We start from the raw sequence: 6,956 nt of genomic DNA, 5'->3' as shown, positions 1-6,956 counted from the left end.
ACCTACGACCGCCAGGAGGAGATCGCGGCGGCCGAGGCGAGCGGGATGCCCTTCGTGCGCGAGTATGTAGCCGAACTCCTCACAGGAGCGCACCAGAAGCGCCGCACGCGCACCGGGGAGTTCTGAGGAGATTCCGGCAGAAGAAGGGGCCGGTCCGGATATGCACCCGGACCGGCCCCTTCGCCCTGAAGGCTCAGCCCCGTTCGCGCATGGCCTGGGCCAGCTTGGCCGGTTCGAAGACGCTGGCCCCCGCGCCGTAGCGGGCCTTGACCGCGCGCTGCACCAGCCCGATGGCGATGAAGACCCCGATCATGCTGATGACCAGCCCCGGCACGCGCATGATGGCGTTGACCTCGGCCACCTGGGCATTGAAGGCGTCGGTGCCGAAACGGGCCGTGACGCGCCCGTAGTTCACGACGCTGTTCACCAAGCCGCCCACGAGGTCCACGAGGGCGAAGGCCACCGTGCCCCACACCAGGCCCTTATGCACGCCGGGGTCGCGCATCGCCTCGGCGGTCGCGGCGCGGTCCTCGGGCTTCTCGCCGATGCTCGCGGCGTCCAGGAAGACCCGGAAGAAGGGGACGCGGGTCGCCGCGCTGACGAGGAACAGGATGCCGGTGAGGTACGACCGCGCACTGTCCTTGATGGCGTACCAGAAACCGTCCACGTACCAGAAGGCGAGCGCCCCGCTGAAGATGGCCCCCGCCCCGCCGATGAGGGCCACGGGGCTGACGTTGCGGTTGACCAGAAGGTCCACGAGCACGTAGGCCACCGGAACGAGCGCCGCCACGAGGTAAGCGCGCACGTTGCCGCCCGTTCCCCCACCCAGCAGCTCGGCCACGCTGATGCCGCTGCCCAGGATGTTCGGACTCAGGATCAGGATGGGAATGACGAGCGTGAACACGAGGTCCCACACGGTCTTGGGAATGCGGGCACGCTGGGGCTTGGGGGCGGCGGTCGGCTGGCTCATGACCGCCATTCTCTCATCCGCAGGTGAGGGCTGTCAGGACGGAACAGGGCCGGGGCAGGGGAACACTCTCCTGCCTGCCCGGGCGGCGCCGCTCAGTGGCTGTGGCCCCCCGCGCCGCGCTTGCCGCTGACCTCCTCGCGGACCTCGGCCACCAGCAGCGTGCACGCCTCGGCGCAGGGAATCGCGCCGGGCACGCCCGAGAAGAAGGTCTGGGCGAGCGTCTCGCCGGCCCACAGGCGGGTGCGCAGGCAGTTGGCACAGACCTCGGAGGCGACGTGCTCGACCTGTTCGGGGGTGGCGCGCTGCACGCGGCTGTAGATCCCGGTCTGGCGCCGCGCCGTGGTGGGCCAGGGGGTCGCGCGCAGGGTGCGGCAGTGGTGCGCGTAGGTCTCCTCGACGACCGCCGGGTACAGGAAATGTACGCCGCGCACGAGGTCGTCCTCGCTGAGCACCGCCCGCCAGCCGCGCGGGAGGTTGCGCAGGGTGTGGACGGGGCGGTGGTTGCCTCCCTCGTCGCGGCGGGTCAGGTCGCGCAGGCCCTCGGGGGTCACGACGGTCGTGAGGTCGCTGCCGGGCCGGCCCTCGTCCAGGGCGTGGCGGACCTCGTAGACGCCGCTCTGGGCACTGATCAGCACCTCGCCCAGACGGCCGCCCCGGCGGGCCAGCGACACGAGCGCCTGCCACGCGGCGTGCCAGGCGCGGTCCTCGTCGCCGCCGCGCTCGGAGGCTCCGCGCGCCTCCTCGGCCAGGTGCAGGATCACGTCGGCCACCGCCGGGTGCGTGCCGACCGGCTTGGCGTAGTACACCGTCTGCGGGCCGTGCGGCGTGTCGGGGAACTCGGTCACGTCGCCCGTCAGGCCCATGTCCTCGGGAATGGTCTCCAGGGTGTGCCAGCCCTCGGAGGCGAAGAAGGGTACCACGACCACGCGCGGCGCGGTGATCTTCTCGGGCCAGGTGCCCACCTTGGGGTCTTCGTCGAGGAACAGGGCGTGGACTTCGGCGAACAGGCCGCTCCCGCGCAGCGCCTGGGCGTTCTCGTAGATCACGCGGTTGCTGTTCTCGTTGCGGGTGGTGCCGTGGCCCAGCACGACCAGGGCGGTGTCGGCGGCGTCCAGGTCCGGCAGCGCCTCGCGGGCACGCTCCACGATCACGTCGCGCATGCTGGGATGCACGCCGTAGGGCAGCGTGTAGCGCACCGTGCGCCCGCCCAGCACCCGCGCGATGCCCTCGGGCGGCACCGGTCCCTGGTGGCCCAGGCCCAGTTCGCGCGGAATGACCGTCTCGGTGAAATAGCCCTCCGAGATGAACATGGGAATGACCGTCACGTCGGTGCTGGCGGTGGTCTTGAGGACCTGCCGCAGGGAGGGTTCCTCTTTCCAGTAGCCCTCGACGACCTCGTCGAACAGTCCGCGCCCGCGGATCAGTTCGGCGTAGCGGTAGACGGCGGCGGCCGATTCGCCGTTGAGGTGGGAGCCGTGTCCGATCAGCACCAGGGAGCGCATACTCCAGCACTCTAAGGCCAGTTCGGCTGCGGGAATGTCCCGCCGAGTGCAGAGTTCGCGGCCCCGCGCCCGGGGACCGAACCCCAAGAAGCCGACACCTTCTCCTCACCCAAGCGGGACAGGCACTTTTTAAGGTGCAGGGGTAAGACAACGCAGCTGACCGCCGGTAAGCGGCGCGGCCCACCCCAAGACCCGGGGCCCGGACAGGCCCTTCAGGAGGCACCATGTTTTCCGACCAACAAGACCGTCATGCCCAGATGGCCCGACTCGACCCCCGCGACACCAACGGTGACGGCGTGGTCAGCCCCGAGGAAGCCGCCGCGTACATCCGCGACTACCTCGACAGCGCCTCGCCCGAAGAGCGCAGCCAGATCATGAAGGACTACTTCGGCGGCATGTCGCCCGACCAGCGTCAGCAGATGGGCACGGCCCTGGGCCAGAGCCCGGTGAACGCGGGCCGCCCCCTGAACGCCGACAACGACGACGACCTCGTGAACGCCTACACCCGCACGGCGCAGGCCCCCGCGCAGGACGGCCGCAGCCCGCTGGAAGCCGCGTTCAGTCAGGGCGGCGTGCTCAACAGCCCGCTCGTCAAGGCGGGCCTCGTGGGCCTCGCGGGAATCATCGGCAGCCGCATGCTGCGCCGCTGAAGACTGCGCGCCCTCGCCGCCAGCTCCCGAACGGGACGCTGGCGGTTTCTTGCGAAAAGGCCTCGTGTTCGGGAAGGGGGCAGGGGAGAGCCGCTAGAATCGCGGCCTGATGCCTCTGTCCTATCTCACGCGCATCGCGCAGACGCCCGCCCCGACCTTCGAGGAGGAGGGGCGCGCCCGCCTGATCGCCGAGACCTGGTCGGGCCTGGGCTACGCGGTCAGCCGGGACGAGGTCGGCAATGTCCTGACCCGCATCACCCCGCCCGGCACCGAGGGCCGCCCCGCCCTGCTGCTCGCGGCTCACCTGGACACGGTGTTTCCCATGTCCACCGACGTGACGGTCCGTGCCGAGCGGACCCGGCTGGTCGGCCCCGGCGTGGGCGACAACAGCGCGAGCCTCTCGGTGGTCACGGCCCTGCTGCGCGACCTGCGCGGGCGCGAGGGCATGTTGCGCCGCCCGCTGTGGGTGGCCGCCAACGTGGGCGAAGAGGGGCTGGGCGACCTGCGCGGGGCCAAGCACCTGCTGGCTGCGCACGCCCGCGACCTGGGGGCCTTCATCGCCGTGGACGGCTACCTGGGCGTCGCGGTGACGCGGGCGGTCGGCGTGCGGCGCTACCGGGCGCGCTATGTCGGCCCCGGCGGGCACTCCTGGGGCGATCAGGCCCCCAGCGCCCTGCACGCCCTGGGGCTGGCGATCGCGCGGCTGTACGCCCTGCACCTGCCGCATTCGCCGCGCACCACCCTGAACGTGGGTACGGCGTCGGGCGGGACCAGCGTGAACACCATCGCGGGCAGCGCCGAACTGCTGCTCGACCTGCGCTCGCTGGACCAGAGCGCGCTGGCCGAACTCGACAGCCGCGCCCAGAACGCCCTGAACTCGGCGGCGCGCGACGCGGGCGTCACCCTGAAACTCGACCGGGTGGGTGACCGCCCCGGCGGGGACCTGCACGCGGGGCCGCTGCTGGACCTGGCCCAGATCGCCGCGCGCGAGGGCCGCATCGACCTGCGGCTGGCGTCGAGCAGCACCGACGCCAACGCCGCCGTGATCCACGGCCTGCCGGCCATCGCCCTGGGCGTCTACCGGGGCGGCAACGCCCACCGCGAGGACGAGTGGGTGCAGCCCGGCAGCCTCGACGCCGGCCTGAGCTTCCTGCGCCGCGTGGTCGAGCTGTACCAGCGTCAGCCGCTGGCCTGAGGTGCGGCCCCTCGCGGTTCAGGGCCGCAGGTCTTCCTCGTCGGTCAGGAAGTCCACCGCGCCCGAGCCGATCTCGTAGAAGCCCCCGATCACCCGGATGTGCCCGCGCGCCTCGGCATCCTGGATGAAGGGCTGGTCGCGCAGCTGCTGCACCTGATAGCGCACGTTGTTCAGCACCGCCTCGCGCATGCGGGCCTTCTTGTCACGGATGGAGGGCATGTTCTGCACGCTGGGCTGGATGCGCCCGATGAGCGCCTGGAGGTGCTCCGGTTCGCTGGCGAGCTGCTCGGGAGGCAACAGGGCCGCCGCGACCGCGCCGCAGCCCTCGTGGCCCATCACCATGACCAGGTGCACGTCGAGGTGCTTGATGGCGTACTCCAGCGACCCCAGGCCCGCCTCGCCCACCACGTTGCCGGCCACGCGCACCACGAACAGCTGCCCCAGGCCCTGGTCAAAGACCAGCTCGACCGGCACGCGGCTGTCGCTGCACGCCAGGATGGCCGCGAAGGGCGTCTGGCCCATGATCTGCGCGCGGCGCTCGTTGGCCCCGAGCTCCGGACGGGCCGCCTCGCCGCTGAAAAACCGGGCGTTCCCGTCCTTCAGCGCCCGGATGGCTTCCTCCGTGCCGCCGATGTCCGCGCGCTTGAGATCGGCGATCTCCTCCATGCTCGCGCCCCGGCGGATGGCGTCCTGCACGCGCCGCTTGAGGTCTCCGGGGTGCAGGGCGGGTTGGCTCTCTTCGCTCATGGGCCGCATCCTAGCTTCCCGGTGCCGGAGGTGGGCGGCAGGCGGTATGGTCAGGCATGACCGCCTTCTCCGACCCCCTCGATCCCGAGACGCCGCCCTCGCTGGCCGAACTTCTGGAGCGTTACGCCACGCTGCGCGACACCCTGCTGGGCCTGGAAGCCGAGAAGGAGGAACTGGGCAAGCACATCAAGGTGGCCCTCGAAGGCGGTGAGCAGGCCGAAACCGAGCTGTACCGCGCCGTCCTGAAGGTGCAGCGCCGGGTCGAGTACCCTATCGAGCGTTTCCGGGAGACCTTCGGGGACGCGGCGGCGCTGGAGGTCGCGGTGGTGGACAAGCGCCGGGCCGAGGCCCTGGCCAAGGCGGGCGACCTCGACGGCGAGCGGCTGCGCGACGTGGCCGTGGTCAGGGAGACGCAGGCCCTGGTCCTGCTGCCCAAGACGCGCTGAGGGCAGGCCTCGTCCCGACGGGCACAAAAAAAAGCATTGCCGGAAAGCAACGGCACCCGCAGATCATCCCTTATGGCTGCTGCCTTCCGGCCCTGACCAGGTTCGAGCGTCTACGCTGCGCTGCACCAGCAATGCGCTGAGAATGGTAGCACACCCCCGGCAAATGACAAGCCCGGCGTGCGGGCAAAAAAAAGCCGCCGGAACTGTAACGGTTCCGGCGAAGCTTTTCGGCTGGTGCTCGAGATGGGACTTGAACCCACACGGTTGCCCACACGCCCCTCAAACGTGCGCGTCTACCAATTCCGCCACCCGAGCAGGGCCTTAAGGGCGAGGAGAAGTGTACCGGGGGCAGACCGGACTGTCAAGGCGTCACCCTTGCAGCCGAGGCGCGGCGTGATATGCTGCCGTTTGCCGCCGGGGCGGGAGGGCCCGTTTCCCTTGTCTGCCGCGCGCGGGACTTCACAACAACAGAGGTTTTCTATGATCGACAAGAAGCAGATTATCGGCGAGCACGCCAAGGACAGCAGCGACACCGGCAGCACCGCCGTGCAGGTGGCCCTGCTCACCGCGCGCATCAACAACCTGTCGGTGCACCTGGGCACCAACAAGAAGGACAAGGCCGGCCAGCGCGGCCTGCAGCTCCTGAACGGCCAGCGCCGCCGCCTCCTGAAGTACCTGGAGCGCACGGACTACGACGGCTACATCGCCCTGACCGACAAGCTCGGCATCCGCCGCGGCCAGCGCATCGTCCGCTAAACCCGCGCTCATCCGTCCCCGCTCCGTGCGGGGATTTTTTTGGCCTGTTCCCGCCGCTCAGCGGTCGCCGGGCCGGGGACGGTCCCGCCCGGGCGCCGCGCGCCAGTCGCCCCCGGGAAGGGGCAGGACGCCGGGCCGCGCGAGCCGCTCCTGCTGCGCGTACAGGTAGACCCAGGCGTCCACCTCGCCTCCGTCCTCCAGGCGCAGCCGCACGGCGACGCGGCGGTAGAGGGGGGGCGTCTCGTCCACCCCCTCCAGGTCGTCGAGAAAGGGGAGGGCCGCTGCCCAGTCCTGCGGGGTGTAGGTCAGGGCGTGGCCGTGGATCACGTCGCCGGGCTGGCCGACCAGGGCCGCCGGATACTGCTCGGGGACGAGGTGCAGGAGGCAGTGGCCGTCCAGCATGGCCCTCCGTGCCCGGAAACTGCCGGGCGGCCCCGCCACGTCGGCGTTGCGCTCGCCGGGCATGAGGGTGCCGTACACGAAGACGGTGGTCAGTGGCGGAAGGGGAGAGGGAGGAGCAGAGGCGGGCACGCTCCGACTGTAGATCGCGGGGGCCACGCCCGGGCCGCACTGTCATCCGCCCTACCCTGTGAAGAAGTGGAAAATGCCGGACAGGCCGGGAGAAAAGCCATCTGCGGCACATCCGTTTCATGCGGAATCCCGGCAGAATAGGGTATGAATCTTCGCCAC

The 6,956-nt window shown here is 70.6% G+C and carries 9 protein-coding genes, 1 tRNA gene and 1 other RNA gene (1 of these 11 cut by a window edge); 5 read left to right on the top strand and 6 right to left on the bottom strand.

What is annotated here, in order from left to right; all coding sequences use genetic code 11:
- Positions 1-126, top strand: the end of a protein-coding gene (locus DGO_RS13245; protein WP_014686025.1) for a metallophosphoesterase family protein. It extends 612 nt beyond the left edge of the window; only the last 126 of its 738 coding nucleotides appear in the window; the start codon falls outside the window, past its left edge; its stop codon occupies positions 124-126.
- A gap of 67 nt (positions 127-193) precedes the next feature.
- Here DGO_RS13245 and DGO_RS13240 read toward each other — a convergent pair whose 3' ends face one another.
- Positions 194-970 carry a VC0807 family protein gene (locus DGO_RS13240; RefSeq protein WP_014686024.1) on the bottom strand — a complete coding sequence of 259 codons (777 nt, stop codon included), beginning with the start codon at positions 968-970 and terminating at the stop codon, positions 194-196.
- A 92-nt stretch (positions 971-1,062) separates the two neighbouring features.
- Positions 1,063-2,472 (bottom strand): DR2241 family protein, encoded by a 1,410-nt coding sequence (locus DGO_RS13235; RefSeq protein WP_014686023.1) that lies wholly within the window; start codon positions 2,470-2,472, stop codon positions 1,063-1,065.
- Between the two features lie 224 nt (positions 2,473-2,696).
- On the opposite strand from DGO_RS13235, the gene DGO_RS13230 reads away from it, so the two are divergent.
- Together DGO_RS13230 and DGO_RS13225 are read left to right on the top strand one after the other, a co-directional pair.
- The gene (locus DGO_RS13230; protein ID WP_014686022.1) at positions 2,697-3,122 is read left to right on the top strand and encodes an EF-hand domain-containing protein; all 426 of its coding nucleotides are present in this window, start codon (positions 2,697-2,699) and stop codon (positions 3,120-3,122) included.
- A 109-nt stretch (positions 3,123-3,231) separates the two neighbouring features.
- A complete protein-coding gene (locus DGO_RS13225) occupies positions 3,232-4,317 on the top strand; it encodes a M20/M25/M40 family metallo-hydrolase (protein ID WP_014686021.1) in 1,086 nt (361 codons plus the stop codon).
- An 18-nt stretch (positions 4,318-4,335) separates the two neighbouring features.
- Here the strand turns inward: DGO_RS13225 and DGO_RS13220 are convergent, their stop codons facing one another.
- Positions 4,336-5,064, bottom strand: a complete 729-nt coding sequence (locus DGO_RS13220; RefSeq protein ID WP_394650558.1) for a carbonic anhydrase — start codon at positions 5,062-5,064, stop codon at positions 4,336-4,338.
- A 56-nt stretch (positions 5,065-5,120) separates the two neighbouring features.
- On the opposite strand from DGO_RS13220, the gene DGO_RS13215 reads away from it, so the two are divergent.
- On the top strand, positions 5,121-5,510 hold the full coding sequence (locus tag DGO_RS13215) for a hypothetical protein (RefSeq protein WP_043802448.1): 390 nt from the start codon (positions 5,121-5,123) through the stop codon (positions 5,508-5,510).
- Between the two features lie 33 nt (positions 5,511-5,543).
- Here DGO_RS13215 and ffs read toward each other — a convergent pair.
- An RNA gene (gene ffs, locus DGO_RS21710) (signal recognition particle sRNA small type) lies at positions 5,544-5,642 on the bottom strand.
- Positions 5,643-5,742: 100 nt separating this feature from the next.
- A tRNA-Leu gene (locus DGO_RS13210) sits at positions 5,743-5,825 on the bottom strand.
- A 165-nt stretch (positions 5,826-5,990) separates the two neighbouring features.
- Between DGO_RS13210 and rpsO the strand changes: the two genes are divergently transcribed.
- Complete coding sequence (rpsO, locus tag DGO_RS13205) at positions 5,991-6,266, top strand: 30S ribosomal protein S15 (RefSeq protein ID WP_014686018.1); 276 nt, start codon at positions 5,991-5,993, stop codon at positions 6,264-6,266.
- Positions 6,267-6,323: 57 nt separating this feature from the next.
- Here the strand turns inward: rpsO and DGO_RS13200 are convergent, their stop codons facing one another.
- Positions 6,324-6,797 (bottom strand): gamma-glutamylcyclotransferase family protein, encoded by a 474-nt coding sequence (locus tag DGO_RS13200; RefSeq protein WP_226991375.1) that lies wholly within the window; start codon positions 6,795-6,797, stop codon positions 6,324-6,326.
- Positions 6,798-6,956 lie beyond the last annotated feature (159 nt).

Origin of the sequence: Deinococcus gobiensis I-0, assembly GCF_000252445.1 — a bacterium.
GTDB lineage: Bacteria > Deinococcota > Deinococci > Deinococcales > Deinococcaceae > Deinococcus > Deinococcus gobiensis.
The sequence above is the reverse complement of the archived record's forward strand: the minus strand, read 5'-3'. Positions and strand labels throughout refer to the sequence as shown.

Coding starts and splice junctions, on each gene's coding strand:
- DGO_RS13240 (WP_014686024.1), bottom strand. CDS start 970: ATGAGCCAGCCGACCGCCGCCCCCAAGCCCCAGCGTGCCCGCATTCCC.
- DGO_RS13235 (WP_014686023.1), bottom strand. CDS start 2,472: ATGCGCTCCCTGGTGCTGATCGGACACGGCTCCCACCTCAACGGCGAA.
- DGO_RS13230 (WP_014686022.1), top strand. CDS start 2,697: ATGTTTTCCGACCAACAAGACCGTCATGCCCAGATGGCCCGACTCGAC.
- DGO_RS13225 (WP_014686021.1), top strand. CDS start 3,232: ATGCCTCTGTCCTATCTCACGCGCATCGCGCAGACGCCCGCCCCGACC.
- DGO_RS13220 (WP_394650558.1), bottom strand. CDS start 5,064: ATGAGCGAAGAGAGCCAACCCGCCCTGCACCCCGGAGACCTCAAGCGG.
- DGO_RS13215 (WP_043802448.1), top strand. CDS start 5,121: ATGACCGCCTTCTCCGACCCCCTCGATCCCGAGACGCCGCCCTCGCTG.
- rpsO (WP_014686018.1), top strand. CDS start 5,991: ATGATCGACAAGAAGCAGATTATCGGCGAGCACGCCAAGGACAGCAGC.